This window comes from Marivita sp. GX14005 (assembly GCF_023370775.1).
In the GTDB taxonomy this organism is placed as follows: domain Bacteria; phylum Pseudomonadota; class Alphaproteobacteria; order Rhodobacterales; family Rhodobacteraceae; genus Marivita.
Genome location: NZ_JAMCCQ010000005.1, coordinates 67379 through 94289 on the forward strand (window position 1 = coordinate 67379; position 26911 = coordinate 94289).

Genomic DNA, 26911 nt, shown 5'->3' on the forward strand with positions numbered 1-26911 from the left:
GGACGCGCCCGCGCGTCCGGCTTTTTCCGTCGACGGAAAAAGTCAGCGTTCGGCCCAGCGGCGCAAATCCCGCTCCAGATCGCCATAACCCGTCAGGCGCCGTTCGAAGGCAAGGCCGAGGCGCTCGGCGCATCGACGCGCACGCTCCGTCAGGTCCGGATCGTCGGTTTGCGCCTGATAGACCAGCGTTTCGTAATTGCCGAAATACATCTCGCGCAATTCCGGATGCCGGTCGAGTCCGAGCGGTTTCCAGACGAAGGCGTCGAATTGGCGCACGAGGAAATCGGTGAGATAGAACGCCGTGCATTCCTCCCGTGCCGCGAAACCCGCATTGCCTTCGTAAAAACTGTAGCAATGCGGCCCCGCGATCATCTCCACGCCCATTGCGTCGCAGGCCGCTTGCAGCCGGCCGCCGGTGCCGCAATCTCCATAGGCCACGAAGACCGCGTCGTAATCGCCACGCCGTGCCTGGACGGTTTCGCGCACGGCATCGGTGATGCGTTCGGGGTAGTTGTGCAGGATCGCGGGCAGACAGGTCAGATCGATGTGATCCCATCCGTTCGCGTCGCGGAGCGCAAGGATTTCGCACGCGAGTGCACCACAGGCGACGATCAGAACACGCCCGCCGCCTCGCGCCTCAAGTCCGGTTCGTGTCAGTGCGGTGTCGTCAGGCAGGCTCGTCATCGCCGGGCACATGCGACAGGCCCCACCGCGCGATCAGCGCGGCCAAAGCGAGAAGCGGCAGGATCTGGAGGATGCCGAACTCGACCATTGCCCAGACGGTCAGCGCGGCCGCGGCGATCACGGCCAGGATCATGGTGAAAAACGTGGTGACGGGCATCGGTCTCTCCTTCGCTCTTACCGCAAAGATAGGTCCAATACGGCGGCAGGAAAACCCCCCGGCGCGCCATACGGCGGAAATCGCGCTGGCGCGGCGCATGCCGGGGGCCGAAGGGTCAGGCCGTCATCTGGTTGTGTTTGCGCGCCACGAAACTCTTCGCGGTCTCCACCGCGACGGCGGCGTCGCGGCAATAGGCATCCGCACCGATGGCCTTGCCGAATTCCTCGTTCAGCGGCGCGCCGCCGACGAGAACGATGTAATCGTCGCGCATCCCTTTCTCGACCATCGTGTCGATCACGACCTTCATGTAGGGCATGGTGGTCGTCAGCAGGGCCGACATGCCGAGGATATCGGCATCCTCGGCTTCCAGCGCATCGAGATAGCTTTCCACCGGGTTGTTGATCCCCAGATCGACGACCTCGAACCCCGCGCCTTCCATCATCATCGCCACGAGGTTCTTGCCGATATCGTGGATGTCGCCCTTGACCGTGCCGATCACCATCTTGCCCACGCGCGGCGCGCCCGTCTCGGCCAGAAGCGGCTTGAGGATGGCCATCCCGCCCTTCATCGCATTGGCGGCAAGCAGCACTTCGGGAACGAAAAGGATACCGTCGCGGAAATCATGGCCCACGATCGTCATGCCGCCGACAAGCGCTTTCGTCAGGATATCGTAAGGCTGCCAGCCGCGCTCCAGAAGGATGTTCACCGCCTCCTCGATCTCTTCCTTGAGACCGTCATAGAGATCGTCGAACATCTGCTCGACCAGTTCCTCGTCGTTCAGTTCGGACAGGATGATGTCGTCGTCTTCGTCAGCCATCTCTCAACTCTCCACTCGCCGGTCATGCGCCGGACAGGTTTTCTAGACACTTCATGATTTTGCCGCGCGATCACTTGCTGATTTCCGACCTACGCGGCGTTGGGACCGACCTTTTGTCGCGGCGCGAGCCTTTCCGGGGCGAAGGCGGGCCAGTTCGCGCGGCTCTGTCAGCCCCGCCGGCGGCCCCTGCGCTCGCGTTTCGGCGCGGCGCTCTGATCGCCGGTTCCGTCGCCGTCGGAGCTGAACGGGCCGATCTCGGCGGCGATCTCCTCCAGCGTTGGCCGCTCGCCGTGCGGGCTTGTCTCCAGCGCCTCGCGCATGGCGCGCAGATGTTCGGGCATCGTGCCGCAGCAACCGCCGATGATCCTCGCGCCCGCGTTGCGCGCAAGAACGGCGTAGCGGGCCATCAGTTCGGGCGTGCCGTCGTAATGGATATGCCCCTCGACATATTTGGGAATCCCGGCATTGCCCTTGGCAATGAGCGCGCGTTCGGTGCCGATGGCCGAAAAGCCCAGCACCGTGCGCAGCAGATCGGAGGCGCCCGTGCCACAATTGGCGCCGAAGGCCAAAGGCGGGTTGGGCAGGCTTTCGATCATCTCGGCCATCCCTTCGGAGGTCACGCCCATCATCGTGCGGCCCGCCGTGTCGAAGCTCATCGTGCCGCACCATGGCATGTCCGCCAATCCGAAGGCTTCGGCCGCCGCGCGGAATTCCTCGGGCGCGCTGATCGTCTCGACCCAGAGCACATCGGCGCCGCCCGCCTTCAACCCCTCGGCCTGTTCGTGGAACATCTCGACCGCACGGGTGTGGGAGAGCGTGCCGACCGGCTCCATGATCTCGCCCGTCGGTCCGACGGAGCCGGCGACAACGACGGGGCGTTCGGCCTTGTCCGCGATCTCCCGCGCAAGCTCGGCGCCGAGGCGCGAAAGCTCGAAAGCGCGTTTCTCGGCCTTGTGCAGCGCGAGGCGCGAGGCGTTCGAGCCGAAGGTGTTGGTCAGGAACAGATCGCTGCCCGCATCCACCGCGCCGGAATAGAGCGCGCGGATCTTGTCCGTTTCGGTCTCGTTCCAGAACTCGGGCGGATCGCCGCTGGCGAGCCCCATGTTGAACAGGTTGGTGCCTGTGGCGCCATCGGCCAGCAGCCAGTCGCGTTGATCGAGAAGCGTTTGCAGGGACGTGCGCATGGGTATCAGGTTCCGCATTTGGGTCAGCTTCCCCTGACACAGGCCCGGCGCGCGTGCAAATTCATAATGCTCAACAGGATTATGAGCCATCCTCCAGAACGGTCTCGATATGCGAGGTCGCCTCAAGCGTGCGATGCACCGGGCAGCGGTCGGCGATCTGGAGCAGGCGCGCGCGCTGATCCTCGCTCAGATCGCCCTCCAGCGTGATACGGCGCTGGAAACGGTCGATCTTCGCGGCCGCTTCGGTGCCGGCATCTTCGGCATGGATCTTGTCGTGGCAGACATCGACGGAAACGTGATCGAGCGGCCAGCCCTTGCGGCGGGCATACATGCGGATCGTCATCGATGTGCAGGCACCGAGCCCGGCGGACAGGACTCCATACGGCGACGGACCGAGATCGCTGCCGCCCACCGATTTCGGCTCATCCGCGCGCATGTGATGCGGGCCGGCCTGAACATCCTGCAGGAAGCCGTCCGCGCTCACCTCCGAGACACGCACGACGCCCTCGGGCGCATCTTCTGGCGGCGCAGGGGGCGAGAGATCGAGATAGCGGCTCGACCACGCGGCGATCACCTCGGCGGCATATTCGGCATCCTCCGCACCGGAGATCAGGTGATCGGCATCGCCCAGCGTGACGAAGCTCTTGGGATGGCGGGCGGCGGTGAAGATATTCGTCGCGTTGTCGATCCCGACAATGGCGTCTCGCGGCGCGTGCATCACCAGCAGCGCGGCGCGCAGATCGCGGATCGCCGGGCCGAGTTTCTGCGCCTCGATATCCTTCACGAATTCGCGCCGGATGGTAAAGCGCCGCCCGCCCAGATCGACCTCGGCCTCGCCCGATCGTTCGATATCGTCCAGCGCATCGGCGAAATTATGCGTGACGTGGCCGGGATCGAAAGGCGCGCCGATGGTCGCTACCGCCTTGACCCCGCCGATCTGTCCCGCCGCTCGCAGCACCGCCGCGCCGCCAAGCGAATGACCGATGAGCATTTCCGGCGCCATGTCGCGCCCGCGCAGATAGTCCGCCGCCCGCCCCAGATCCTCGACGTTCGAGGAAAAGCTGGTATTGGCGAACTCGCCCTCCGAATGGCCCAGCCCGGTGAAATCGAACCGCAGCACGGCAATTCCCATCGAAGCCAGTCGCGCGGCGATCCGCCTTGCCGCCGGAATGTCCTTGGAACAGGTGAAGCAATGCGCAAAAAGGGCGGTTGCCAGATGCGGCCCGTCCGGCAGATCGAGGCGCGCCGCGAGCGTGCTGCCGGAATGGCCGGTGAAGGTGATACGTTCGGTCGGCATAGGGTGCGCTCCTTCTAGGCTGGGGCCAGAGTGTCGCCGGGCAAGGGGAAGCGCAAGCAATGGATCGGAAAGGTCGCGGCATGGTGAAGGCAGGGCGCCGGTGGCTATGGGGCATCTCGCTGCTGCTCGGCGCGCTGTTCGTCGGCAGTTTTGCGGGGGCAGCGCATCCGGCGGGCGACATGCTGGCAGCGTTCCGCATCCCCATCGCGCTGATCTTCGCGCTTTGGGTGATCTGGTCGCCCTGGCCCTACTGGCTGCGTTGGAGCGCGGCGGTGCTGTGTCTCGCGGCGATGGGGCAGATCGTGGCGCAAAGCTTCGTTGCGCATCCACCCGGACCGGTGACGGTCTACCAGAAGAACCTGCGGTTCGGGAATGACGGGACGGAGGCGCTGGCCGAAGATATCCGCGCGAGCGGCGCCGATATCGTGGCGCTGCAGGAAGTGACCTCGCGAAACGCCGCGCTTCTGCGCGATCTGCGGGCCGATTTTCCCTATCAGACAAGTTGCGCACTGACCGATTGGGCGCGCGTCGCGGTGCTGTCGCGTTGGCCGGCCGAGGGCGAGATATGCGTGACGGGATACGGTGTGTCGGGATTGCAGGTCGCCTCGCCCGGCGGAACATTCTGGGCCATCAGCCTGCATGGGTTCTGGCCTTGGCCTTATGATCAGCCCGAACAGATGCAGCAGATCCTGCCTATTCTCGCCGGGCTCGACGAGCCTGCGGTGATCGCGGGCGATTTCAACATGGTGCCTTGGTCACATGCCTTGCGCCGACTCGCGGCGCTGACAGGCACGTCGCGCGCCGGCGCGCTGTTTTCGAGTTTTCGCACATTCGGGATGCCGCTGCCGATCGATCACGTCTACGCTCCGGGCGGCGGGAGCGCCGAGCCGAGAGGCCGGCTCGGCTCGGATCACGCGGGGATACTGGCTCGGGTGGTGGTCTTCGAATGACGCCTCAGCTTCCTGCACGCTGGGCCGAATAGACGATGGCCCGCAGGTAATTGCCGCTGTCGTTCCAGACGGACAGGACGTTGAAGTTATGCGTTCCCTCGCCGAAAGGCTGCCCCGGCTGCCAGCCGTTGCGGCGCAGCATGTTCGCCGCCGTGGCCAGCGCATCGACCGCATTATAAGGATCGGCCCGCCCGTCGCCATTGCCGTCCACGCGGTATTTCATCCAGTTGCCGGCAAGAAACTGCATATGCCCCAATTCACCGGACGGCCCGCCCTGAGTGCCGGGCGAGAGGATACCTTCATCGACCATCTGCAGCGCGGCGATGGCATGCGGCTCGAAACGCGGATGACGGCGGCAATAGGACGCCAGCGTCACGGCGCCATCCACGACATCGGTTCGGCCGAGATAACCGCCCCAGCTTGTCTCCAGACCCCAGATCGTGGCGAGGATCGCGCCCGGAACGCCGAAATTGCGCTCTATGGAGGCGAAGGTGTTGGGGTTGCGCGCGATCTTGGCGCGGGTCTGATTGATGAAGCTTTCGGCTGAGCTTCCCGACCGTTTGGCGAGAAAGCGGGCCGGATCGCCCTGCAACGTACCGCTCTGGCTGCTGGGGTTCGATTCGAAGCGCCAGGTGATGCCTGACAGATCGGCCGCCTGAAGCGCCGCCAGCCCGCGCTGGCCGACCCCGGCGGCCGCGGCCTGCTGCGCGAGGGTCTGCTTATAGGCGTTGAAGTTCCCCTTGCTGGTGATGCATTGCGCCGCCGAGACAGGCAGGGCGGCGCAGGCGGATATCAGGGCGGCGGCAAGCAATCGGCGCATCGGGCAGTCTCCGGCAATATACAATCAGGTCAGCGTAGCAAACGCGGTTCCGGGGGCAAGCGTTCCATTGACGTCGGGGCATGCTCGGCCGAAACGCTAGGGTGTTCAGCGGCGTTCCGCTGACGATGCAACACCGGGAGGCAAGGTTTATGCGATGCCGGGTTTGCCCCGAGAGGCCTTTCGCTACAGCGCCGGACGGCTATTGCGCCGCTTCGCCCTGATCAAGCTTGCGCACCTGTTCCATGTAACCTTCGAAGAAAACGTCGCCCATCTGCGCCCTCAGATGTTCTTCTGCCTGCTCGCCGGTCCAGACGCCCGTGGCGATCCCGGTCGAAACCCGCTGCGCGACCGCGCCGGGCCCGTCTTTGCGAAGGCTTGCAAGCAACTCCTGACCCGCCGGTGTCTGTTTGAAAACCAGAAAGCCCACCGCAATGGCGGTCGGAAGCAGCACGGTGGCCAACAGGCCCAGCACGATCTTGATGCTGCCGCCGCGTCGGGGTCCGCGAGGGCCGCCCCCGCTGCCACCATTGCCGCGCGAGCCGGTCTGCGGCGGGGGCGGCGATGCGCCGTGTTTCGCTTCCAAACGCGCCAGACGTTCCTTGAAATCCTGGGTCATGGCGGTGCCTTTCCGTCCTTTATACGTGCCTGCGCGCATAGGGTGGCCGCGTCTTGTGACGCGGCAAGGACGCCCCGGCGGCTATTTTGAGGCACGGTTGAACATTTGCCAGGAAACACGAAAGGGCGCGCTGAAGCGCGCCCCTGATAATCTCTGTCGCCCGCTTCAGCAGGAATAATACATGCCGAACTCGATCGGATGCGGCGTCTGATCGTAGCGGTCGCATTCTCCCAGTTTCAGCGCGGCATAGCCCTCGATCTGGTCCTTGGTGAAGACATCGCCGGCCAGCAGGAAATCGTGATCGGCCTGCAGCGCCCCGATGGCCTCGCGCAGCGAAGCAGCGACGGTCGGCACGCCCTCCAGCTCTTCGGGCGGCAGATCGTAGAGGTTCTTGTCCATCGCCTCGCCGGGATTGATCTTGTTGCGGATGCCGTCGAGCCCGGCCATCAGAAGCGCAGCGAAACACAGATAGGGATTGGCCGCTGGATCGGGGAAACGCGCCTCGACGCGCTTGGCCTTGGGGCTTTCGGTCCACGGGATCCGCACGCAGCCGGAGCGGTTGCTGGCCGAATAGGCGCGCAGCACCGGCGCTTCGAAGCCGGGCACCAGCCGCTTGTAGCTGTTCGTCGTCGGGTTGGTGAAGGCGTTGAGCGTCTTGGCGTGCTTGAGGATGCCGCCGATGAAATACAGCGCCTCTTGGCTGAGATCGGCATATTTGTCGCCTGCAAAGAGCGGCTTTCCGTCCTTCCAGATCGACATGTTCACATGCATCCCCGAGCCATTGTCGCCGAAAATCGGCTTGGGCATAAAGGTCGCCGATTTGCCGTAAGCCTGGGCGACGTTGTGGATGACGTATTTGTATTTCTGCAGCTCGTCCGCCTGTTCGGTCAGCGTGCTGAAGATCAGTCCCAACTCGTGCTGGCAGGAGGCGACCTCGTGGTGATGCTTGTCCACCTTCATGCCGAGCCGCTTCATGGTCGAGAGCATTTCCGCGCGGATATCCTGCCCGTCATCGATCGGGTTGACGGGGAAATAGCCGCCCTTGAGGCCGGGCCGGTGGCCGGTATTGCCCATCTCGTATTCGGTATCGGTGTTCCACGAGCCGTCCATTGCATCGATCTCGTAGGACACCTTGTTGACGCTGTTCGCATAGCGCACGTCGTCGAAGAGGAAGAACTCCGCCTCGGGGCCGAAATAGGCCACATCGCCGATGCCGGAGGATTTCAGATAGGCCTCGGCCTTCTGCGCCGTGCCGCGCGGGTCGCGTTCATAGGGCTCGCCGGTATCGGGCTCGACGATGGAGCAATGCACGCAGAGCGTCCGCTCGGCATAGAAGGGATCGATATAGGCGCTTTCGGTGTCCGGCATCAGCTTCATGTCGGAGGCTTCGATGGACTTCCACCCGGCGATGGAGGAGCCGTCGAACATGAAGCCTTCCTCAAGGAAATCCTCATCGACCAGATCGACATCGACCGTGACATGCTGCAGCGTGCCGCGCGTATCGGTGAAACGGATGTCCACATAGGCGACATCCTCGTCCTTGATCAGCTTGAGAAGCGCGTCGGTGCTCATTCTCTTTAACCCTTTGTTCTGTATGTAACTGTGATGCGGCCCGGCTCAGAGCGCGTCGGAGCCGGTCTCGCCGGTGCGGATGCGGATCGCCTGTTCGACGGGGGAGACGAAAATCTTGCCGTCGCCGATCTTGTCGGTGCGCGCGGCTTCGACGATGGCGTCGATGGCGCCCTCGACCTGATCGTCGTCAAGAACCACCTCGATCTTCACCTTGGGCAGGAAATCCACCACGTATTCCGCGCCCCGGTAAAGTTCGGTATGGCCCTTCTGGCGCCCGAAACCCTTGACCTCGATGACGCTCAGGCCCTGAATACCTGCATCCTGAAGCGCTTCCTTGACCTCATCGAGCTTGAAGGGCTTGATGATTGCTTCGATTTTTTTCATCGGACAGGTTCCTTGCGGTGATCTTTCGCCCGTAAGAGCATGTCCGGCGCGGGGTCTCAATCGCGCGCGGGTCAAAGCGGGAGCGCGACGCGGCGGAACGCGGGCGAGCGCCAATAATTTGTGCAAGACGCACAGAATTTGTGCAGAAATGAAACGGGTGGGAGGTCGATCATGTCCGAATTGCTGACATCGGCTCAGATGCGAACGGTGGAACAGGCCGCGATGGCGGCGGGGCAGGGCTCCGGGCTCGACCTGATGGAGCGGGCGGGGCGCGGCGCGGTCGATGCGGTCTTCGAGGCATGGCCCGAACTTGCGCAAGGCGCGCGGCGCGCGCTGGTGATCTGCGGGCCGGGAAACAATGGCGGCGACGGGTTCGTTATCGCGCGGCTGCTGCACGGGCGGGGCTGGCATGTCTCGCTGCGGCTCTTCGGCGATCCGTCCAGCCTGCCCGCCGACGCGCGGCGCAATCATGACCGCTGGGCGGAACTCGGTGCGGTGGAGCCTGTGGACGGCGATCTGCCCGAGGTCGACATCGTTTTCGACAGCCTCTTCGGCACCGGGTTGACGCGCCCGGTGGAGGGCCAGCTTGCCGTTTTTCAGAAGTCGCTGGACGGGCGCTATGATGACGCGACGAAACGGGTCGCGGTCGATCTGCCCAGCGGGCTTTGCGCCGATAGCGGCAAGGTGCTGGGATGCGCGCTGCGCGCCGATCTGACGGTGACCTTCCATGCGGCGAAACCGGGCCAGTATCTGGCGCACGGCCCTGCGCATTGCGGCCGCGTGATCGTCAAGCCCATCGGCGTCGACGCGACGCCGGATGGGCCTATCGCGCGTTTGACCGAGCCGCCGCACTCAAGCGTCATCGACAAGACGGAGAACGCGCATAAATACGCACATGGCCATGTGCTCGTGCTTTCGGGCGGGCCGGGCAAGACGGGCGCGGCGCGGCTCACCGCGCGCGGTGCGCTGCGCATCGGCGCGGGGCTGGTCACGCTGGGCGTGCCGCCCGATGCCGCGCAGGAGGTGGCCAGCCAGATCACTGCCATCATGCAGACGACGATCGCCGACGCGGCGGCGCTCGGCGAACAGTTGGAGGACGACCGGCTCAACGTGCTTGCCCTGGGGCCGGGGCTGGGCACGGGCGAGGCGCAGGGCGCGCTGGTCGAAACCGCGCTCGGGGCCGGGCGCCTCACCGTGCTCGATGCCGATGCGCTGACGCTGATCGGGCGCGCGCCGGGGCTGTTCGAGCGATTGCATGAGGGATGCGTCCTGACGCCCCATGCCGGCGAATTCGCGCGCGTCTTTCCCAACATCGCTGAGCGCCTGAACGCAGACCCCACGGAAGGCCCGGCCTATTCCAAGATCGACGCCACCCGCGATGCCGCCGAACGGGCCGGATGCACCGTTCTTTTCAAGGGGCCGGATACCGTCATTGCCGCGCCCGGCGGGCGCGCCTTCGTCAATTCGGCGCAATATGCGCGCTCCGCGCCCTGGCTCGGCAGCGCCGGCACGGGCGATGTGCTCGCAGGTTTCGTCGCGGGGCTTCTGGCGCGCGGGCTTGAGCCGCTCGATGCTGCCGCTACCGCCGCGCGGCTGCATGTCGATTGCGCGCTGCGCTTTGGCCCCGGCCTGATCTCGGAGGATCTGCCCGAAACGCTCCCCGCAGTTCTGCGCCACCTGACGCGCTGATCATGGGGGCGAAATTTCCCCTCGCCAGCGCGCCCAGGCTTTGCTATCAGCCCCGGCAATGCGGGTGTGGCGGAATTGGTAGACGCACCAGATTTAGGTTCTGGCGCCGCAAGGCGTGGGGGTTCGAGTCCCTTCACCCGCACCATTTCACGAAAGCAGAATGCATGATGCGCGAAGCATCGCGGGCGCATCGAGGGGCGGGGATTTCCGCTTGCACCGTGTAGATGGCCCTACTAAGACGCGGTGGATTTTGACCGCCGCGGACGCCTCCGCGGCCCCTATGCAATGGACAAGGACGACATGCAGGTCACCGAAACGCAAAACGAAGGCCTCAAGCGCAGCTATGCGATCACCGTCTCGGCGGATGAGCTCGATGCGAAGGTCAATGAAAAGCTGAAAGAAGCGCAGCCCGAGGTTGAGATGAAGGGCTTTCGCAAGGGCAAGGTGCCGATGCCGCTGCTGAAAAAGCAGTTCGGCCCGCGTCTTCTGGGCGAGGCGATGCAGGAAACCATCGATGGCGCGATGAACGCGCATTTCAAGGAAACCGGCGACCGCCCGGCGCTCCAGCCCGAGGTCAAGATGACCAATGACGACTGGAAGGAAGGCGACGATATCGAGGTCGCCATGTCCTATGAGAAGCTGCCCGAGATGCCCGAGGTCGACCTGTCCTCGATTTCGCTGGAGCGGCTGGTCGTTAAGGCAGGCGAAGCCGAGGTGGACGAGGCGCTGGGGAACCTTGCCGAGAGCGCGCAGAATTTCGAGGATCGCGAGGATGGCGCGGCGGCGGAGGATGGCGATCAGGTGGTGATCGATTTCCTCGGCAAGGTCGATGGCGAGCCTTTCGAGGGCGGCGCGGCGGAGGATTATCCGCTGGTGATCGGCTCGGGCTCCTTCATTCCGGGCTTCGAGGAGCAGCTTGTCGGTGTGAAAGCCGGCGACGAGAAGAATGTCGAGGTCAAGTTCCCGGAGGAATACGGCGCCGAGAACCTGGCCGGCAAGGACGCGGTCTTCGAGTGCAAGATCAAGGCGGTCAAGAAGCCCGTCGCAGCCGAGATCAATGATGATCTGGCCAAGAAATTCGGCGCCGAGGATCTGGCCGCGCTCAAATCGCAGATCGCCGAGCGGCTCGAAGCGGAATATGCCGGCGCGGCGCGCGCGGTGATGAAGCGCGAGTTGCTCGACAAGCTCGACGAGAAGGTCGAGATGGAGCTTCCGCCGTCGCTCGTGGAGGCCGAAGCCAATCAGATCGCGCATCAGCTCTGGCACGAGGAGCATCCCGAGGAGCAGGGCCACGATCACGGCGAGATCGAGCCGACCGAAGAACATAACAAGCTTGCCGAACGGCGCGTGAAGCTGGGTTTGCTTCTGGCCGAACTGGGCCAGAAGGCCGAAATCGAGGTGACCGATGCCGAGATGACGCAGGCGATCATGAACCAGGCGCGGCAATATCCTGGCCAGGAACGCGCTTTCTTCGATTTCGTGCGCCAGAACCAGCAGATGCAGCAACAACTGCGTGCGCCGATCTTCGAGGACAAGGTTGTCGATCACGTCGCTGAGCAGGCGCAGGTGACCGAGAAAGAGGTCTCCAAGGACGAGCTCGAAAAGGCGGTCGAGGCGCTCGACGAGGAATAAGACCGCTCAAAAAGCGTTCAGCAAAGGGCCGTCCCGCAGGGGCGGCCTTTTTTCACGGCGGCTCGCGTATCGCCGGAGCGCGAGGTGGGGGGCGCTGCCCCCCGTCGCTGCGCGACTCCCCCCGAGATATTTTTGAAACAGAGAAGATCGGATCAGAGCATTAGGCGGAACTGGGCGAAGCCGTCCTCGTTGGTGCCGACTTCTTCAAGCTGCATGTCCTGCAGGCTGTCCGAATATTTCGCGCCCGCAGGGCCGGTTTCAAAAATCACGCTGGTGCCCTCCATCGGGGCGAAGCGCCAGTTGAAATCGGCCTTCGGGTTGATGGTGCCCTGCTGCACGATATAGCGCACGATCACGTCGCGATTGGTGTCCGGGCCTTCGAAGATGATCGTGTCGCCCGTTCCAGGGAAACTGCCGCCGCCGCCGGCGCGGTAGTTGTTGGTGGCGATGATGAACTCCTGATCGGGGTCGATGGGCTGACCGTCGTAGCGCAGATCCCGGATGCGGTTTGCGTCCGGGTTTACGACATTACCTTCGCGGTCGAACATCGCAGGCTCGCTGAGATCGATCTGGTAGGTCACGCCGTCGATCACGTCGAAATTGTAGCTTGGGAAGTCGGGGTTGAGCAGCGGCGCGTCGGTGGCGCCCGGTTCGACCTGGTTGAACATGCCGGCCGACCGTTCGAGCCAGCCCTTGACCTGATCGCCGGTGACGCGCACGGCGCGGACCGTGTTGGGGTAGAGATAAAGGTCGGAAACGTTCTTGATCGCCACAGGCCCCTTGGGCACGTCGGTATAGTAATCCGGCCCGCCACGCCCGCCGGCCTTGAAGGGGGCGGCGGCCGAGAGGATGGGAATCCCCTCGTGTTCGGTGCCCTGCATCATCTGTTCGATATACCAACGCTGCGCGTTGGAGACGACCTGCACCGAAGGATCGTCGGCCACCAGCGCGAAATAGCTGTGCAGCGGCGCATCGGTATTGCCGACCGCGCGGCGCACATAGGCGAGCGTTTCCTCGTGCACCTTCTGCGTGGCATCGAGCACCGGCTGGTAATCCCCGACCAGCGGCGTGATCGAGCGATCCTCTGCGCGCTCGAAGATCGGGCGGGCTTCGATGTCGTGGCTGAGCACGCGCCAGCCCGATCCGTCGCGCTCCAGCATCAGATCGATCAGCCCCATATGGCTGCCCCAGAAGCCGCCCATGACGCCGGGCTTGCCGTTGATCGTGCCGTTCGCCACATCGAGACCCGGCACGTCCTCGTAGGTGGGCGAGGGGAAGACGAGATGCGAATGGCCGGTCAGGATCACGTCGATCCCGTCCACGCCTGCGAGGGGGATGGCGGCGTTTTCCATCCCGTCCGTCGCCTCCGCGGGGCCGATGCCGGTATGGGCCAGCGCGATGACGATATCGGCGCCTTCCTCGCGCAGCTGCGGCACCCAGGCGCGCGCGGCGGCGACGATGTCTCGCGCCTCGACATTGCCCTCGAGGTGGCGGCGATCCCAGGTCATCACTTGCGGCGGCACGAAACCGATCAGTCCGATGCGGATGTCATGCGTGGTGCCGGCGCCATCGGTCAGGCTGCGATCGAGGATGACATAGGGCGGCACCAGCGGCGTGTCCTCGCGCGGGGAGGCGCCGGTCTGTTTGACGACATTGGCGCAGACGACCGGAAATTCAGCCCCGGCGATGGTCTTGCTCAGGAAATCCAGGCCGTAGTTGAATTCGTGGTTGCCAAGAGTCGAGCCGTCGAAGCCCAGCACGTTCATCGCGGTGATGATCGGGTGCATGTCACCGTCTTTCATGCCGCGCTCATAGGCGATGTAATCGCCCATCGGGTTGCCCTGCAGGAAATCGCCATTGTCGAGAAGGATCGAATTGGTCGCCTCATCACGGATGTCTTGCACGATGGAGGCCACGCGGCTCAGCCCGACGGTGTCCGTGGGGCGATCGGCATAGTAGTCATAGGGATGCACATGGACGTGCAGATCGGTGGTTTCCATGATCCGCAGATGCGCCTGGTTCGCGGCGGCACGGAGCGAGAACGGGTGCAATGCAAGAAATCCAGCCGTGCTGGCAAGAAATCCGCGGCGGTTGAGGTGAAGTGGCATGAGCGTATCCTCCCGGTAAGCTGGTTTTTGAGCCAGATTAGAGCGGATCGCACGGGCGCGATAGGGGGAGTGCATACAAAAGAAAAAGGCCGCGCCGGGTCTCCGGTGCGGCCTTTTCGATGTTGTGCGGGGAAGCTTAACGGTCCAGCTTTTCGTCCAGTTCGGCTTTCTCCTGAACGGCCGGCTCGTCGGTCTTCTGCTCGTCCGCGGTTTCCAGCTCGTCCAGTTGCGCCGCGCCGATATCGTCGAACAGCTCCTGGATTTCGAATTCGGCCTGCGCCTCTTCCTCGGCGGCCAGTTCCTGAATGGACTTGCCGGAGGCCTGAAGCTCGGCTTCCTCGGGGGAGCGGGCGACGTTGAGCTCGATCGTGACCATGACTTCGGGGTGCAGATGCACCTCGACCTCGTGCACGCCGAGCGTCTTGATCGGCTGGCGGATGATGACCTGCTTGCGGTCGATCGAATAGCCTTCCTCGGTCGCCACGTCTGCGGCATCGCGCGTCGTGACGGAGCCGTAGAGGTTGCCGCCGTCGGAGGCCTGGCGAATCACGACGAATTGCTGTCCGCCCAGACGGTCCGCCAGTTGCTCCGCTTCCTTCTTCGATTCCAGGTTGCGCGCTTCGAGCTGCGCCTTCTGGTCCTCGAAGGAGGCGATGTTTTCCTTGCTGGCGGTCAGGGCCTTGCCCTGCAGCAGCAGGTAGTTGCGTGCGAAGCCGGGCTTGACATCGACGACATCGCCCATCTGGCCCAGCTTGGCCACGCGTTCTAAAAGGATCACTTGCATGTCAAACTCTCCTTATTTCACTGCGTAGGGCAGCAGGGCGAGAAAGCGGGCGCGCTTGATCGCGCGGGCCAGTTCACGCTGTTTCTTGGCGGACACGGCAGTGATCCGCGACGGGACGATCTTGCCCCGCTCGGAGATATACCGCTGCAGCAGCTTGGTGTCCTTGTAATCGATCTTGGGTGCATTGTCGCCCGAGAAGGGGCAGACCTTGCGGCGGCGGAAAAACGGTTTTGCAGCCATGGTTCAATCCTTTCCTTCAGGCGATCAGTTGCGGCGCTCGCGACGGTTGTCGCGCTCTTCGCGTTTCTGCATCTGCACCGAGGGGCCTTCCTCGTGCTCATCGACCTTGATCGTGAGAATGCGCATCACGTCGTCATGCAGACGCATCAGGCGCTCCATCTCCTGCACGGCGGTCGCCGGTGCATCGGTGCGCAGATAGGCGTAATGGCCCTTGCGGTTCTTGTTGATCTTGTAGGCCATCGTCTTGACGCCCCAGTATTCCTGATCGACGAGCTTGCCGCCGTTGTCGGAAAGGACGGTGCCGAAATGTTCGATGAGGCCTTCGGCTTGCGCGTTGGAAAGATCCTGGCGCGAAATGAATACATGCTCGTAAAGCGGCATGTGAGCTCCGTTCTTGTTCTGGCGCATTTCAAAGGACAGGCGATTGATCCTTTCGCGCCTGCCCACGAGAGTCTGCGCGGGAAAATCGTCTTGCGAAAGGAAGCGCCCGTATACACGGATTGGCCGCAGGATCAAGCGGGATGGCGCCTTGCCCCGATTTTGCCGCGAACTTGCCGCCCCGTCGTGCCGGGATCGGCATGGTTTCGGCACGTTGCCCTGCAAGAGTGTTTCCAATTCGTAAACGGTAAAGGGTATCTCATGGCACATTACACGGAAACCCACGCAAAACGCGCCAATCCTTTGATGCGGCTGGTTCTGCGCCTCGTCGGAATCGCGTGTCTCATGGCTATTCCGGGCGTCTGGATCGCGACGCCCCAGGCTTTGCCGGAAGCGCGGATCGTCGGGCTCGCGCTGTCGGTCGTCCTGATGGGAGCAGCGGGTCTTTGCCTGTCGGATCGTCGCTAGGGCAGGGGGCTGGCGCGCTCTGTTCAACGCTCCACATATCCTGTTGATTTAACGCCAGTTGAGAGATCGCGCATCTGCGATAGCTTGGGTGCATCACGGCTCAGAAAGGATATGCCCATGAAAAAGACCCTCGCCGCCGCCGTCCTGACGGCACTCCCCTTCGCTGCGCAGGCCGAGCCAGAGGCTTATACGCTCGATGCCTCCCATAGCCAGATCCTGTTCTCCTATGACCATCTGGGCTATTCGACGACATGGAACCTCTTTGCCGGGATCGAGGGCGATATCCAGTTCGACAAGGACAATCCGGCCAATTCCTCGGTTCGCGTGTCGTTCCCGGTCCGTTCGATGTTCACCGGCTGGGAGGAACGGTTCACGCATTTCATGTCCGACGATTTCTTCGGCGCGGAGGAAGGCGACATGATCACCTTCGAATCGACCGCCATCGATGTGACCGGCGAGAACAGCGCGACGATCACCGGCGATCTGACGATGAACGGCGTGACCAAACCGGTCACGCTGGAGGCAAATCTGAACCAGACCGGCGATCATCCCATGGCGAACAAGCCCTGGGCCGGTTTCGATGCGACAACGACGCTTCTGCGCAGCGATTATGATCTCGGCGCCTTCGCCCCGGCGGTCAGCGACGAGGTGCAGGTGCAAATCTCCATCGAGGCGATGAAGGCGGAATAAAACCCGGTTCCCCGGCGGCGCGTTCGCCGGGGGATCACTCGGCGCGGGTGGCGGTCAGGTCCACATCGACGCGCACCTCGAAGCCAAGTTGGGCGGCATCGGTCATTCCACTGCCGATCCCGAAATCACGCCGGTCCAGCGTCGTGCCGCCGCTCATCCGCGCGGTGTCGCCTTGAATGTCGAGCGTGAAGGGGAGGGCGACCGGCTGCTCCATGCCGCGTAGGCGCAACGTGCCATCGGCGATGTAGCCCTCTCCATCGCGCAGGATTTCCGCTTCGAATAGCGCGGTCGGATGGGTTTCCGCATCGAAATAATCCGCGCCCATCGCCTGGCTCGTAACCGATCCCAAGGACAGCGACGTGATCGCGATCTGCACTTCGACCGATCCGGCCGGGCCTTTCTCAACGTTCTCATCGAAAGCGATATCGGCGGTCCAATCGGCGAAACTGCCGGTCACGTCACTGCCCATCTGTATCACGCTGATGTTAAGGCTGCCTTCGGTGACGCGCCAATCGCCTGCGGCCGCCTGCAATGCGGGAGCTTGCGCAGCCAGCGGCGCGCTGGCGTGAAACACCCCCAATGCATTGCCGATGCCGAGCGCCGCCGCCCAGATACCAAGCGCCGCGAGCGGCGGCACGAAGCTGCGCCGATGTTCGGCGGGCGCGGACAACTCAGGCTGCCCCGGCAGCATCCGAGCCAGCGTCTTGTCGCGGTCGAGCACGGCGTGTTTGATCGCGCCGGCGACATGCAGCAGAACCGAGATGACCAACACCCGTTCGAAGACGATATGCAACCCGGCCGCGATTTCGGCCAGGGCAACGCTCTTCGGAACCAAGGGAAGGGACTGACCCAGCGGCCACAAGATCGGCGCGAAACCGGTCGTCGCCGCGTGGTGCACCCAGCCCGACAGCGGTACCAGAACCAGCGAGCCGTAAAGCAACCAGTGCACGATCTCGGCAAGCCGCGTCTCCCACCGGCGTTCAGGATGCAGCGGCGCCGGGCGCGGTTGGATGAGCGCCCAGCCGATCCGGCCCAGTGCGACGAACAAGATGGTCACGCCGAGCGTCTTGTGTAGCGAAAAGAGCCACGCCTTGTCCGCGAGTTCCGCAGCCGTGTCATAGGGCCAGCGGTTCGCGACGATCCCGAGGGGGATCGCGAGAAAGATGCCGAGCGCGATGGACCAATGAAAGCTCTTGGCGACCCATCCATAACGGTTCGCGGTATTTCCTGCCGGCATTGTGCCCTCGCTGCGGTTCTGACCACGCTCCAAGATATGGTGCTCGCCGCGCGGGGCAATCTTCGCCAGCGCACAGGAATCGTGCGATTGCGTTGCGCGCGCGGCGCGGCGGTTGTAAGGGCTTTTCCCACCGAGACAGGGAGACAGACCATGAGCCGAGCCTTCATCTTCCCCGGGCAGGGCGCCCAGACCATCGGCATGGGCCGCGATTTGGCCGATGCCTATCCGGCCGCGCGCGCCGTTTTCGAGGAGGTGGACGAGGCGCTTTCGGAAAAGCTCAGCGCGGTGATCTGGGAGGGCGATATCGACACGCTCACCCTGACGCAAAACGCGCAGCCGGCGCTGATGGCGACCTCCATCGCCGCCCTGCGCGCACTTGAGGCCGAGGGGGTGAGCGTAGATACCGCCGCCTATGTCGCGGGTCATTCATTGGGCGAGTATTCGGCTTTGACGGCAGCGGGCGCGCTGTCGGTGGCCGATGCAGCGCGGCTATTGCGGCTGCGCGGCTCCGCGATGCAGCAGGCGGTTCCGGTTGGTGTGGGCGCGATGGCGGCGATCCTGGGGCTTTCGCTCGATCAAGTGCGCGAGGTCGCGGACAAGGCGCGGCAGGGCGATGTCTGCGCGGCAGCGAATGACAACGATCCGGCGCAGGTTGTCGTCTCCGGTCACAAGGCGGCGGTCGAGCGGGCCGTCGATCTGGCCAAGGAAGCGGGCGCGAAACGCGCGGTCCTGCTGCCGGTCAGCGCGCCCTTCCACTGCGAGCTGATGGCCCCCGCCGCGACCGTGATGCAAGAGGCGCTGGCGGCGGTAGAGATCGCCGCGCCGTCGGTTCCGCTCGTCGCCAATGTGCTGGCCGAGGCCGTGACCGATCCCGACCGCATCCGCGCGCTTCTGGTGGACCAGGTGACCGGCGCGGTGCGCTGGCGGGAGTCGGTCGAATGGATGGTGCAGCAGGGCGTTACCGAATTCTGGGAAATCGGCGCGGGCAAGGCGCTGTCGGGCATGGTGCGCCGCATCGACCGCTCCACCGCGACGCGCAATATCGGCACGCCTGCCGATGTTCAGTCCGCCGCTTCCGCATAAACCGCCGGGCAACACGGCGCCACGAGGAGACAATAAATGTTCGATCTGACAGGAAAAACCGCGCTCGTCACCGGCGCGTCCGGCGGCATCGGCGGCGCGATCGCGCGCGCGCTGCATGGCGCTGGCGCGACCGTGGGCCTTTCGGGCACACGGCAGGAGCCGCTGGAGGCGCTCGCCGCCGATCTGGGGGAGCGCGCCCATGTGCTGCCCTGCAACCTAAGCGATGCAGAGGCCGTCACCGCGCTGCCCAAACAGGCGGCCGAAGCGATGGGCAGCCTCGATATCCTCGTCAACAATGCCGGGATCACGCGCGACAATATCTTCATGCGGATGTCGGATGAGGAATGGCAATCGGTGCTCGATGTGAATCTGACGGCCACCTTCCGGCTTTGCAAAGGCGCGCTGCGCGGCATGATGAAGGCGCGTTGGGGGCGGATCGTCAACATCTCCTCGGTGGTCGGCGCCACCGGCAATCCGGGGCAGGGCAACTACGCCGCCGCCAAGGCCGGGATGATCGGCATGTCCAAATCGCTTGCCTACGAGGTCGCCAGCCGCGGCATCACCGTCAATGCGGTCGCGCCGGGGTTCATCGCCACGGCGATGACCGACAAGCTGACCGAGGATCAGAAATCCACAATCCAGACGCAGATTCCCATGGGCCGCATGGGCACCCCCGAAGAGATTGCCGCCGCCGTGCTCTATCTTGCCAGCCCCGAGGCCGCCTATGTCACCGGCACCACGCTGCATGTGAATGGCGGCATGGCAATGCTCTGATTTCGCTGGCGGATTTTCCGGCGCGCCGCGCGCGGAGGATCGGCCACATATCGTGCCGGGATGCGCGGCAGGCTGCTTGCAAATCGTTTGCCATCCCTGTCTCATATGCTATAGCGGCGCAGGTTTTGGTCAGTCCGTTTCGGACAGAACTTGCCTTCGCGCGTTCGAGCAAAGGCGCATATCACAGCCCCGCGGGGCACGTCATTTTCCGCCCCGGCGAGGGCAAAACCGGCCATCCGTGCCGTTGAAACTGTGAGGACAAGAATATGAGCGACGTCGCAGATCGCGTTAAGAAAATCGTTGTCGAGCACCTCGGTGTCGAAGAGGACAAGGTCGTCGAAAACGCCTCCTTCATCGACGATCTTGGCGCCGACAGCCTCGACACGGTCGAGCTGGTCATGGCCTTCGAGGAAGAGTTCGGCATCGAGATCCCGGACGACGCGGCCGAGAACATCCAGACCTTCGGCGACGCGGTGAAGTTCATCAAGGACGCGCAGTAAGCTTCGCATCCTTCGAGAATTATAAAAACGCGCTCCGGGTTCGGGGCGCGTTTTTTTATTGGGTGTTCGGGAAAGAGATTCAGTCCGTCGGGTGATACCTGATCGCTCGGTATGCGGACTTTGCTGCTATTGCTCGCAATTTCAGGTAAGGTGACCGAAGGCGAGGAAGCAAGATGACCCAGACGATCACGATCCCTCTTTCATTTGGACGCGGGCGATATGTACAGGCGCAGTTTGATGATGTGGGAGGATCCGAGCTTGCGGTGGTCCTACCTGGACTCCGTTATGGATATGAGCGTCCTCTACTCAAACGTGTCACGGACATCTTTCAGGATCGCGGATGCGATATTGCGCGTCTAGTTTTTGACTATTGCGAAGACAGCTCGTTCCTTGAGGCGAGTGACGATAGATTGTTTGCTCAGATTGCTTTGGATGGCCGCGATATTGTTGACACCCTTTTGGAACTGAAACCCTATCAAAGTGTCTGGGTCATCGGAAAATCGCTCGGCACAATATCAATGGGAGCGGCGCTTTCCGAGCGCATCTTTTCTGAAAAGTGCGTGCGCGCGGTCTGGTTGACACCCAGTCTGATTGAGACGCCACTGCTGAACCAGCTTCTGACTCACACCCATGAGTCGATCCTTGTCATTGGTACGAACGATCCGTCGTTCAAACCGGAGTTGATCGCCCCGCTTGAAGCAGCGCCAAACATCGTGGTTTGCACCGTCAAAAACGCCAATCACGGGTTTGAGAATCCGGACGATGTCGCTGCTTCAGACGCCATGGTCTCCGAGGCCGTGGAAGCCGTTGCAACATGGGTCGGAAGGCATGTCTCTGGGTCACCGTGTAGCTAGTTCAGGGCTCATTCCCGATCTCCGCTGTGTCCGGACGTACTCTTCTGGTCTCCGCGCCGTCAGGTGCCAATCCCGACAAATCACCCCTCCTTCTCTGCCCGCTTCGCCGCATCCCAGAGTGCGTCCATTCCTGCCAGATCGCTTTGCGCGGGCGTCTTGCCCCGCTCGGCCAGTGCCGCCTCGATGCTCTCGAACCGACGGGTGAATTTTCCGTTCGCCGCGCGCAAGGCCGCTTCGGGGTCAAGACCCATGTGACGGCCCAGATTGACCATCACGAACAGCAGATCGCCGAATTCCTCGAACCGGTCCGCCTCTGTTTCGGCCTCGCGCACCTCTTGCGCCTCCTCGACGATCTTGTCCAGCACCTCGTCGCTCGACGGCCAATCGAACCCGACCCGCGCGGCGCGGTTTTGCAGTTTGATCGCGCGGGTCAGCGCCGGCAACCCCTGCGCCACGCCGTCCAGAACGCCGCGCTGCGCGGTGCCGGCGCGTTCGGCGGCCTTGATCTTTTCCCAATCCTGCACCTGCTGCGCCGCCGATTTGTCGCGGCTTTCATCGCCGAAGACATGCGGATGCCGGGCGACCATCTTGTCCGAGATCGCGTTCGCTACGTCATCGAACGTGAACATCCCCGCTTCCTCGGCCATCTGCGTATGATAGACCGATTGCAGCAGCAGATCGCCCAGCTCGCCCTTGAGCTCATCCCACGCCTGCCGCTCGATCGCGTCGGCGACCTCGTAGGCCTCCTCGATCGTGTAGGGCGCGATGGAGGCGAAATCCTGTTCGATATCCCAGGGGCACCCCTTTTCGGGATCGCGCAGGCGCCGCATGATCTCGAGCAGGCGCGGCATCCCGCCTTTCGGATCGTGGATCAGGTCATCGGACATTGCGTGCCTCCGTTCTTCGCGGTTAGATGCAGGGATGCGGTATCGGCGCCGGGGAGTCCAGAGCGGCCCGCACCCGGCGCAAGCCAATGACGGAGCGATGAGCGATGGCCCTCGAAGATGCGAAAACGCAGATCGATCATGCCTTTACCCGCAAAGACCTGCGCGGTGCGAGCTATGAGAATGCCTTTGCCGGCGCGACCTCTTTCCTGCGGCGCAGATACACCAAGGATTTGAACGGCGTCGATGTGGCGATCACCGGCGTGCCCTTCGATCAGGCGGTCACGCACCGCAGTGGCACCCGCTTCGGCCCCCGCGCGATCCGCGAGGCGTCCGCTCTGCAGCCGTTCGATGCGCCCTATGGCTGGGGCTACAACGTGCTGGAAGAGTTCGCGATTGCCGATTACGGCGATCTTGCCTTCGATTACGCGAAACCGGCCGATTTTCCCGAAGCGCTGAAATCCCATATCGCCGGTATCCTGTCGCACGATACGGCCACGGTCACCTTGGGGGGCGATCATTTCATCACGCTGCCGATCCTCGAAGCCTATGCCGAGAAATACGGGCCTATGTCGGTGCTGCAATTCGATGCCCATTCCGACACCTGGGCCGATGACGACATGGAGCGGATCGATCACGGCACGTTCCTTTACAAGGCGGTGAAGCTCGGGCTGGTCGATCCCGCGCGGTCGGTTCAGGTGGGCATCCGCACGGACAATCCCGACACGCTGGGCTTCAACATCATTGATGCGCCCGAGATGCACCGCATCGGGCCACATGCGGTGGCCGAGCGGATTTGCGGCATTCTCAAGGATTATCCGGCCTATCTGACCTTCGATATCGATTGCCTCGATCCGGCCTTCGCGCCCGGCACCGGCACCCCCGTCTGGGGCGGGCCGTCGAGCGCCGACATGGCGGCGATCCTGCGGAACATCGCCGGGATCGAGCTTATGGGCGGCGATGTGGTCGAAGTCAGCCCGGCCTATGATACGACAGGCGCGACCGCCATCGCCGGTGCGCATGTCGCCACGGAAATCCTGAGCCTGTGGGGTTGGACGCGGCGCGGATAGCCCCCATCTGAACGGCAGCGTGCAATGGGCCGGGCAGGCGCGGCACGGGGGCACGATAGAGGTGAGGACACTGTGAAATTGATCTTCTGGACCATCCTTCTGGCCATCATCGCGGGCCTCGCGTGGATCCGGCTCGCGCCGTCCGACCCGGCGGTCTGGCATGTCGATCCGCAAGTCACCTCCGATCAGGATCTCGCCAGCGGCGTGCGCCGCCGCATCCCGGCGGATGACACCACCTTCGACAGGCTCGACCGGATCATCCTCGCCACGCCGCGCACCGAAGTGCTGGCCGGCAGCGTGGCGGACGGGATGGTCACGTATATAACCCGTTCGCAATGGATGGGCTTTCCCGATTACACCACCGTCATGTCCGAGGAGGGCGTGCTCGAACTCTATGCGCGCCAGCGGTTCGGACAATCCGATCTGGGCGTGAACCGCGAGCGGGTCGAAACCTGGCTGGACCGTCTTCGCGCGCAGCAGGGATAGGCCTTGACCGCGCCGCGCCGATGACCGACAGACCGCCCATGATCCCCGAAGACCGCCTGCACCAGATCCAATCGCGTTTCGAGTATCTTGAGGCCCAGATGGCCGCAGGGTCCGGCGATATCGCTGCGCTCGGGCGCGAATATGCCGAATTGCGTCCGGTGGCCGAGCAGATTGCCGAATGGAAACAGGTTCGCGCCGATATTGCGGACGCGGAGGCGATGCTGGACGATCCCGAACTGCGCGAACTTGCGCAGGAGGAATTGCCCGCCCTCAAGGCCCGCCTTCCAGAGGTTGAACATGCCTTGCAGCTTGCGCTGCTGCCGCGCGACGCGGCAGATAAACGCCCCGCCATGCTCGAAATCCGCCCCGGAACCGGCGGCGAGGAGGCCGCGCTTTTTGCCGGCAACCTGCTGCGCATGTATCAGCGCTACGCCGAAGCGCGCGGCTGGCAGTTCGAGATCATCGAGGAACAGATGACCGAGCTTGGCGGGATCAAGGACGTCGTAGCCCATATCAAGGGCGACAATGTCTTCGCCCGTCTGAAATACGAATCCGGCGTGCACCGCGTCCAGCGCGTGCCGGAGACCGAAAGCGGCGGGCGCATCCACACCTCCGCCGCCACCGTCGCGGTGCTCCCCGAAGCGCAGGATGTCGATATCCGGATCGATCCGAACGATCTGCGGATCGACACGATGCGCAGCTCCGGGGCAGGGGGCCAGCATGTCAACACCACCGATTCAGCGGTGCGCATCACCCATATCCCCTCCGGCATCGTCGTCACCAGTTCCGAGAAGTCCCAGCACCGCAACCGCGAGATCGCCATGCAGGTGCTGCGCACGCGGCTCTTCGATCTGGAGCGGCAGAAGGCCGACGACGAACGCTCCGCCAGCCGCAAGGCGCAGGTCGGCTCGGGCGATCGCTCCGAACGCATCCGCACCTATAACTTTCCGCAAGGCCGGCTGACCGATCACCGTATCGGCCTCACGCTCTACAAGCTCGACGCGGTGATGGCCGGCGATCTCGACGAGATAATCGATGCGCTGACCGCCGACGCGCAGGCCACGTTGCTGGCCGAGATGGAGGCATGACCGGAGCGCAAGCGCTCTCGCGCGCGGTCGCCCGGTTGAAAGCCGCCGCCATTCCCGATCCTTCCCGCGACGCGCGCCGCCTTCTTGCGCACACGCTCGGAATCGCGCCCGGTCGGCTGACGCTGGTGTTGCCGGACAACATGCCGCCGGGCGCGGCCGAACGCCTGGGCGCTCTGGTCGCCCGGCGCTGCGCGCGCGAGCCGGTCTCGCATCTGACGGGCTCTCGTGCCTTCTATGGTCGGGAGTTCATCGTCACGCCGGAGGTGCTCGACCCGCGTCCTGAAACCGAAACGCTGATAGAGCAGGCGCTCACCGCACCGTTCACGCGCCTGCTCGATCTCGGCACCGGGTCCGGATGTATCCTTTGCACGCTGCTCGCCGAATGTCCCGGCGCCAGCGGCACCGGCACCGACCTCAGCGCCGCGGCGCTGGAAATCGCGTTGCGCAATGCCCAAAGGCTCGGCCTCGCGAAACGCGTGCGTTTCGAGCAAGGGGCGTGGCTTGAGGCTGTGTCACCGGATGACCGGTTCGATCTCATCGTATCCAACCCGCCCTATATCGCCGCCGCCGAAATGCCCGGCCTCGCGCCCGAGCTTGCCCACGAGCCGCGCATCGCCCTGACCGACGAGGGTGACGGGCTGAGCGCCTATCGCATCATCGCCGCGCAGGCCGTGCGCCATCTGGCACCGCGGGGCCGCCTGATGGTCGAGATCGGCCCCACCCAAGGCGACCGGGTCCGTGCATTTTTTGCGCAGGCGGGGCTTGAAATGATCGAAACCCATACCGACCTCGATGGCAGGAACAGGGTGGTTTCCGGCGTAAAATCGCCACATACGCTCTGCTGAGCCGGTGTTTCTGACGTTTTTCGCCCAAAACCTCTTGTGCCGAAACGTCTGACATGGTTACTCAAGGTATCGCGCCGGTCGAGGCTGGTCTGACCCCTCTCGCGCGATGATAGCCGAAATATGGATGCTTTTGCAGTTATTCCTCGCGCATGAAGCGCACAACGCAATCGCAAAAACAGCTGACAGAAGGCTGAAACGTCAAATATGCGCTCTTCCAACAAACGCTCGCGGAACAAGTCGAACCGCAACCGCTCCAATTCCGTTGGCAATGTCGTCAACCGTGTCTTCGACAGCTCCGGCCCCGAAGGCAAGGTGCGCGGCACCCCGCAGCAGATCATCGACAAATACAACCAGCTGGCCCGCGACGCGCAGCTTGGCAATGATCGGGTGAACGCGGAGAATTTCCAGCAGCACGCCGAACATTACATGCGTCTTCTGTCCGAAGCGCAGCGCGAACAGGATGCGCGCCGCGAACAGCAGGAGCGCGAGAACCGCGAACGCCAGGCGCAGCGCGACGCCGAACGCGCCGCCCGCGCCGAGCAACAGGACCAGAAATCCGAGGATGATCCGGGTAAGGCACCCCAACCCGATATCGTGGAGACACAGGGCGCCGAGGAAAGCGGTCTGGTGGAGACGCCCGAATCGCAGGCCGAGGACAAACCCAAAAAGCCGCGCGCGCCGCGCAAACCGCGCAAGAAACCCGAGCCGAAAGCTGAGACCGGAAACGACGCTTCGGCACCCGACGCGGCGGAATGACGGCCCTCGGGAGGTCAGCCTAAGCGGCGCGCCAGCGCGCAGAACCCCTCGACCGAAACACGCTCGGCTCGTTCCGTCGGCGAAATGCCCACGGCTTCGAGATGCGTCTCGATATCCGGCGCAAGCCCCTTGAGCGACGCGCGCAGCATCTTGCGGCGCTGGTTGAAGGCCGCCGCGACCACGCGCTCCAGAACCTTCGGATCGGCTTCGAAGCGGGGTTCGGGCAGGGCGCGCAGATGCACCACGGCGGAACTGACCTTCGGCGGCGGCGTAAACGCTTCGGGCGGCAAGTGCATTGCAATCCGCACATCGCAGCGCCACTGCGCGAGCACCGCCAGACGGCCATACGCCTTCGAGCCGGGCCGCGCCACGATGCGCTCGGCGACCTCCCTTTGGAACATCAGCGTCAGGGTTTGCCACACCGGCGGCCAGGTGTCCGGCGTCAACCAGCGCACCAGCAATTCGGTGCCAACATTATAAGGCAGGTTCGCGCAAATCGCGATCGGCGGCGAGAGCCGCGCCAGCGCGTCCACCTCCAGCGCATCGCCTTCCACCACCTCGAGCCGCTCCGGATAGGCCGCCGCGATCTCCGCCAGGGCCGGCAGGCAACGCGCGTCTTTCTCTACCGCCAGCACCCGCCGCGCGCCTTCTGCCAGAAGCCCCCGTGTCAGCCCGCCCGGCCCGGGCCCGACCTCCAGCACATCCATCCCCGGCAGATCGCCCGCCTGCCGCGCGATCTTCGCCGTCAGGTTCAGATCGAGCAGAAAATTCTGCCCCAGCGATTTGCGCGCGCTCAGCCCGTGGGTCGCAATCACCTCGCGTAGGGGAGGCAAGCTATCAATCGAACTCATAGTTTCTTCTTGC

The 26911-nt window shown here is 63.8% G+C and carries 30 protein-coding genes and 1 tRNA gene; 15 read left to right on the forward strand and 16 right to left on the reverse strand.

All coding sequences use genetic code 11. From position 1 onward, the window contains the following. Positions 1–42: 42 nt before the first annotated feature. The 5 genes from M3465_RS14230 to M3465_RS14250 all read right to left on the reverse strand — a co-directional run bounded on the left by M3465_RS14230 (position 43) and on the right by M3465_RS14250 (position 4139). On the reverse strand, positions 43–684 hold the full coding sequence (locus M3465_RS14230; protein ID WP_249502442.1) for a DUF1638 domain-containing protein: 642 nt from the start codon (positions 682–684) through the stop codon (positions 43–45). Next, the gene (locus tag M3465_RS14235) at positions 668–841 is read right to left on the reverse strand and encodes a hypothetical protein (RefSeq protein ID WP_249502443.1); all 174 of its coding nucleotides are present in this window, start codon (positions 839–841) and stop codon (positions 668–670) included. Before M3465_RS14235 ends, M3465_RS14230 begins: the two co-directional genes overlap by 17 nt. A 115-nt stretch (positions 842–956) precedes the next feature. After that, positions 957–1658: a cobalamin B12-binding domain-containing protein gene (locus tag M3465_RS14240; RefSeq protein ID WP_249502444.1), complete on the reverse strand. Its 702-nt coding sequence runs from the start codon at positions 1656–1658 to the stop codon at positions 957–959. A 167-nt stretch (positions 1659–1825) separates the two neighbouring features. Next, the gene (bmt, locus tag M3465_RS14245; RefSeq protein ID WP_249502445.1) at positions 1826–2842 is read right to left on the reverse strand and encodes a betaine--homocysteine S-methyltransferase; all 1017 of its coding nucleotides are present in this window, start codon (positions 2840–2842) and stop codon (positions 1826–1828) included. Between the two features lie 79 nt (positions 2843–2921). Beyond that, the gene (locus tag M3465_RS14250) at positions 2922–4139 is read right to left on the reverse strand and encodes a bifunctional alpha/beta hydrolase/OsmC family protein (protein WP_249502446.1); all 1218 of its coding nucleotides are present in this window, start codon (positions 4137–4139) and stop codon (positions 2922–2924) included. Between the two features lie 59 nt (positions 4140–4198). Between M3465_RS14250 and M3465_RS14255 the strand changes: the two genes are divergently transcribed. Next, positions 4199–5089: an endonuclease/exonuclease/phosphatase family protein gene (locus M3465_RS14255; protein ID WP_249502447.1), complete on the forward strand. Its 891-nt coding sequence runs from the start codon at positions 4199–4201 to the stop codon at positions 5087–5089. Between the two features lie 4 nt (positions 5090–5093). On the opposite strand, the gene M3465_RS14260 is transcribed toward M3465_RS14255, so the two are convergent. From M3465_RS14260 to M3465_RS14275, 4 genes are all read right to left on the reverse strand, one after another. After that, positions 5094–5909 carry a lytic murein transglycosylase gene (locus M3465_RS14260; protein WP_249502448.1) on the reverse strand — a complete coding sequence of 272 codons (816 nt, stop codon included), beginning with the start codon at positions 5907–5909 and terminating at the stop codon, positions 5094–5096. Between the two features lie 199 nt (positions 5910–6108). Continuing rightward, positions 6109–6525: a hypothetical protein gene (locus M3465_RS14265; protein WP_249502449.1), complete on the reverse strand. Its 417-nt coding sequence runs from the start codon at positions 6523–6525 to the stop codon at positions 6109–6111. 165 nt (positions 6526–6690) lie between these two features. Further along, positions 6691–8097, reverse strand: coding sequence for a type I glutamate--ammonia ligase (glnA, locus tag M3465_RS14270; RefSeq protein ID WP_249502450.1), 1407 nt, complete (start codon positions 8095–8097; stop codon positions 6691–6693). A gap of 45 nt (positions 8098–8142) precedes the next feature. Beyond that, entirely contained in the window at positions 8143–8481 is a 339-nt protein-coding gene (locus M3465_RS14275) for a P-II family nitrogen regulator (protein WP_249502451.1), read from the reverse strand. A gap of 171 nt (positions 8482–8652) precedes the next feature. Here M3465_RS14275 and M3465_RS14280 point away from each other — a divergent pair, with 171 nt between their 5' ends. The 3 genes from M3465_RS14280 to tig all read left to right on the forward strand — a co-directional run bounded on the left by M3465_RS14280 (position 8653) and on the right by tig (position 11802). Continuing rightward, a complete protein-coding gene (locus M3465_RS14280; RefSeq protein ID WP_249502452.1) occupies positions 8653–10170 on the forward strand; it encodes an NAD(P)H-hydrate dehydratase in 1518 nt (505 codons plus the stop codon). A 60-nt stretch (positions 10171–10230) separates the two neighbouring features. After that, positions 10231–10315: transfer RNA gene (locus M3465_RS14285), tRNA-Leu, on the forward strand. A 155-nt stretch (positions 10316–10470) separates the two neighbouring features. Then, complete coding sequence (gene tig / locus M3465_RS14290; RefSeq protein ID WP_249502730.1) at positions 10471–11802, forward strand: trigger factor; 1332 nt, start codon at positions 10471–10473, stop codon at positions 11800–11802. Between the two features lie 152 nt (positions 11803–11954). Here tig and M3465_RS14295 read toward each other — a convergent pair whose 3' ends face one another. The 4 genes from M3465_RS14295 to rpsF all read right to left on the reverse strand — a co-directional run bounded on the left by M3465_RS14295 (position 11955) and on the right by rpsF (position 15315). Then, on the reverse strand, positions 11955–13910 hold the full coding sequence (locus M3465_RS14295) for a bifunctional 2',3'-cyclic-nucleotide 2'-phosphodiesterase/3'-nucleotidase (protein ID WP_249502453.1): 1956 nt from the start codon (positions 13908–13910) through the stop codon (positions 11955–11957). Between the two features lie 136 nt (positions 13911–14046). Continuing rightward, positions 14047–14694, reverse strand: a complete 648-nt coding sequence (gene rplI, locus M3465_RS14300) for a 50S ribosomal protein L9 (RefSeq protein WP_249502454.1) — start codon at positions 14692–14694, stop codon at positions 14047–14049. Positions 14695–14706: 12 nt separating this feature from the next. Further along, complete coding sequence (gene rpsR, locus M3465_RS14305) at positions 14707–14934, reverse strand: 30S ribosomal protein S18 (protein WP_008328567.1); 228 nt, start codon at positions 14932–14934, stop codon at positions 14707–14709. 24 nt (positions 14935–14958) lie between these two features. Beyond that, entirely contained in the window at positions 14959–15315 is a 357-nt protein-coding gene (rpsF, locus tag M3465_RS14310; RefSeq protein WP_249502455.1) for a 30S ribosomal protein S6, read from the reverse strand. 258 nt (positions 15316–15573) lie between these two features. Here rpsF and M3465_RS14315 point away from each other — a divergent pair, with 258 nt between their 5' ends. Next, a complete protein-coding gene (locus M3465_RS14315) occupies positions 15574–15780 on the forward strand; it encodes a hypothetical protein (protein WP_249502456.1) in 207 nt (68 codons plus the stop codon). A gap of 117 nt (positions 15781–15897) precedes the next feature. Continuing rightward, positions 15898–16470: a YceI family protein gene (locus tag M3465_RS14320; protein ID WP_249502457.1), complete on the forward strand. Its 573-nt coding sequence runs from the start codon at positions 15898–15900 to the stop codon at positions 16468–16470. Between the two features lie 34 nt (positions 16471–16504). Here the strand turns inward: M3465_RS14320 and M3465_RS14325 are convergent, their stop codons facing one another. Then, positions 16505–17707 (reverse strand): cytochrome b/b6 domain-containing protein, encoded by a 1203-nt coding sequence (locus M3465_RS14325; RefSeq protein WP_249502458.1) that lies wholly within the window; start codon positions 17705–17707, stop codon positions 16505–16507. A 150-nt stretch (positions 17708–17857) separates the two neighbouring features. Here M3465_RS14325 and fabD point away from each other — a divergent pair, with 150 nt between their 5' ends. The 4 genes from fabD (at position 17858) to M3465_RS14345 (ending at position 20918) form a co-directional block, all read left to right on the forward strand. Beyond that, complete coding sequence (gene fabD / locus M3465_RS14330; protein WP_249502459.1) at positions 17858–18790, forward strand: ACP S-malonyltransferase; 933 nt, start codon at positions 17858–17860, stop codon at positions 18788–18790. A gap of 36 nt (positions 18791–18826) precedes the next feature. Further along, on the forward strand, positions 18827–19564 hold the full coding sequence (fabG, locus tag M3465_RS14335) for a 3-oxoacyl-ACP reductase FabG (protein WP_249502460.1): 738 nt from the start codon (positions 18827–18829) through the stop codon (positions 19562–19564). Positions 19565–19830: 266 nt separating this feature from the next. After that, the gene (locus M3465_RS14340) at positions 19831–20064 is read left to right on the forward strand and encodes an acyl carrier protein (RefSeq protein ID WP_249502461.1); all 234 of its coding nucleotides are present in this window, start codon (positions 19831–19833) and stop codon (positions 20062–20064) included. 173 nt (positions 20065–20237) lie between these two features. Beyond that, positions 20238–20918 carry a hypothetical protein gene (locus M3465_RS14345; RefSeq protein WP_249502462.1) on the forward strand — a complete coding sequence of 227 codons (681 nt, stop codon included), beginning with the start codon at positions 20238–20240 and terminating at the stop codon, positions 20916–20918. 80 nt (positions 20919–20998) lie between these two features. Here M3465_RS14345 and mazG read toward each other — a convergent pair whose 3' ends face one another. Continuing rightward, positions 20999–21805, reverse strand: coding sequence for a nucleoside triphosphate pyrophosphohydrolase (gene mazG / locus M3465_RS14350; protein ID WP_249502463.1), 807 nt, complete (start codon positions 21803–21805; stop codon positions 20999–21001). A 104-nt stretch (positions 21806–21909) separates the two neighbouring features. On the opposite strand from mazG, the gene speB reads away from it, so the two are divergent. From speB to M3465_RS14375, 5 genes are all read left to right on the forward strand, one after another. Beyond that, positions 21910–22872 carry an agmatinase gene (gene speB, locus M3465_RS14355; RefSeq protein WP_249502464.1) on the forward strand — a complete coding sequence of 321 codons (963 nt, stop codon included), beginning with the start codon at positions 21910–21912 and terminating at the stop codon, positions 22870–22872. A gap of 72 nt (positions 22873–22944) precedes the next feature. Continuing rightward, positions 22945–23358: a DUF1499 domain-containing protein gene (locus tag M3465_RS14360; RefSeq protein WP_249502465.1), complete on the forward strand. Its 414-nt coding sequence runs from the start codon at positions 22945–22947 to the stop codon at positions 23356–23358. A 38-nt stretch (positions 23359–23396) separates the two neighbouring features. After that, positions 23397–24446: a peptide chain release factor 1 gene (gene prfA, locus M3465_RS14365; protein ID WP_249502731.1), complete on the forward strand. Its 1050-nt coding sequence runs from the start codon at positions 23397–23399 to the stop codon at positions 24444–24446. Continuing rightward, complete coding sequence (gene prmC / locus M3465_RS14370; protein WP_249502466.1) at positions 24443–25291, forward strand: peptide chain release factor N(5)-glutamine methyltransferase; 849 nt, start codon at positions 24443–24445, stop codon at positions 25289–25291. The genes prfA and prmC overlap by 4 nt, the downstream gene beginning before the upstream one ends. A 204-nt stretch (positions 25292–25495) precedes the next feature. Beyond that, positions 25496–26047: a DUF4167 domain-containing protein gene (locus tag M3465_RS14375; RefSeq protein ID WP_249502467.1), complete on the forward strand. Its 552-nt coding sequence runs from the start codon at positions 25496–25498 to the stop codon at positions 26045–26047. A 14-nt stretch (positions 26048–26061) separates the two neighbouring features. Here M3465_RS14375 and rsmA read toward each other — a convergent pair whose 3' ends face one another. After that, complete coding sequence (rsmA, locus tag M3465_RS14380; protein WP_249502468.1) at positions 26062–26898, reverse strand: 16S rRNA (adenine(1518)-N(6)/adenine(1519)-N(6))-dimethyltransferase RsmA; 837 nt, start codon at positions 26896–26898, stop codon at positions 26062–26064. Positions 26899–26911: the final 13 nt, after the last annotated feature.